The organism is Actinomyces acetigenes (assembly GCF_031296635.1).
GTDB classification, from domain to species: domain Bacteria; phylum Actinomycetota; class Actinomycetes; order Actinomycetales; family Actinomycetaceae; genus Actinomyces; species Actinomyces acetigenes.
In genome coordinates this window covers 1-1,734 of record NZ_JASPFC010000085.1, presented here as the reverse complement: position 1 = coordinate 1,734, position 1,734 = coordinate 1, and the positions used below count along the sequence as shown (strand labels likewise).

Genomic DNA, 1,734 nt, shown 5'->3' with positions numbered 1-1,734 from the left:
TCCCCCTGCTCATGCTGGTCGCATCCTTCGGGGTCATCAGCATCTTCTTCGAGAGCTTCTACCAGGCCTTGAAGAACAGCGGCGTTCTCATGGCCTCCACGGCGATGGGGGCGGTGGTCAACGTGATCCTCGGGGTGGCTCTCGTACCGTTCATGGGGTCGTGGGGCGCCGGCCTGGCCGGAGCGGTGGCCTACGCCCTCATCCTGGTGGTGCGGGCATACGATCTCGGGCGCCGCATCGACCTGCCCATAGACCGCCCGCGCCTCACCTACCAGCTCGCACTGCTCATCGGTATCACCGCGTGCATGTCCTTCGACAGTGGCTCATGGCTGACTGCCGTGGCCTGGGTCTGCCTGGGGCTGCTGGCAACCAGCGACATGACGGTTCTCACCAGCGGCGCTCGAGCCGTGACGGAGTCCCTGGGGCACAGGAACGGGGGAGTACTGCGCCGGCTCTGACATGGAGTCCCGGCGCAGGATGTGAGCAGCGGAACGATCTTGTGTGCCAAGAGACGATTTAGTGCTCTGCTTGTGAAATTGCTTTTGTATCCACCAGTGTGTTTTGTCTTAACTGTACAGCGTAGCGACCCCTGTTGCCTTTCCGTGACGTCTCTGCGAAGGTGAATCCGTGAATACAGCGTATCCTTGTCGAGCCGATCTGGATGGTCGAGCTGAGGTGTCTTGCTGATGCAGTAAGGGAAGATTATGAAGCGTGTTCTTCTTTTGGATACATCTGTTGGTTCTCTCAATATGGGGGATGAGATCATTGGGCGATCCATTGAGATGAACTGGCGCGAGCTGTTCTCCTCGAACTATGTCATGCGCCTGGCCACCCACACCCCGATGTACACTCCTGCGCAGTATCTTCTGTCCAGGCGCAAGCTCAGTATCTTCAAAGGCGCTGACATCAAGCTTCTGTGCGGCACCAACGCTCTGTACACGAATATGCTGCGGCCTCTGCCGACGTGGAACATCAACTACCTCAACTGCGGAATGGCCGCAGGCACGGTGTGTTTGGGCGTGGGTGCGGGGGCCAACTCCTCGTCGGTCAACTTCTACACGCGGGCCCTCTACCGCAAGGTGCTGTCCCACGACGTCGTGCACTCAGTGCGTGACGAGCGCACCAAGCATCTCCTAGAGCGGGTGGGGCTGTGGGCCTGGAACACCGGCTGCCCCACCCTGTGGGGACTGACCCCCGAGCACTGCGAGACCATTGCCCACACCAAGGGCGATGAGGTGGTCTTCACGCTCACCTCCTACCACCCGAACCCGCGCAAGGACCGGGCAATGGTCGACGTGCTGCGCAGGAGCTACTCTCGACTGTACTTCTGGCCCCAGACCATCGACGACCTGGGCTACCTGCAGTCCCTGGGGGCGGCCGACGGCGTCGAGATCGTCACACCGAGCCTGGCGGGTTTCCGGGAGGTGCTCGACCGGGGCGTCGACTACGTGGGGAACCGTCTGCACGGGGGCATCTTCGCCCTGCAACGCAAGCAGCGCGCCATCATCGTGGCCATCGACTACCGCGCGCGGGAGATGGCGAAGGACTACTCCCTGCCGCTGGTGGAGCGCGACTCCATCGAGACCGATCTGGCCGACCTGGTCGAGTCCTCCTGGCCAACCAGGATCCACGGCCTGGACGTCGACCTCATCGAGAAGTGGAAGGCCCAGTTCGATGTCGACAAGTCATAAGGGGCGCATGAGGCTCCTGCTGGGTAACACTCTGGTCTTCGCC

Annotated in this window: 1 protein-coding gene and 1 pseudogene; both read left to right on the top strand. The window is 61.6% G+C overall.

Annotated elements, in window-relative coordinates:
- Positions 1-458, top strand: a pseudogene (locus RIV14_RS13565) (polysaccharide biosynthesis C-terminal domain-containing protein); the annotation flags it as partial.
- A gap of 291 nt (positions 459-749) precedes the next feature.
- Entirely contained in the window at positions 750-1,691 is a 942-nt protein-coding gene (locus RIV14_RS13560) for a polysaccharide pyruvyl transferase family protein (protein ID WP_256699399.1), read from the top strand.
- Positions 1,692-1,734 lie beyond the last annotated feature (43 nt).

What these genes read in the sequence shown, in the direction of transcription:
- RIV14_RS13560 (WP_256699399.1), top strand. Translation starts at nt 750, where the DNA reads ATGGGGGATGAGATCATTGGGCGATCCATTGAGATGAACTGGCGCGAG.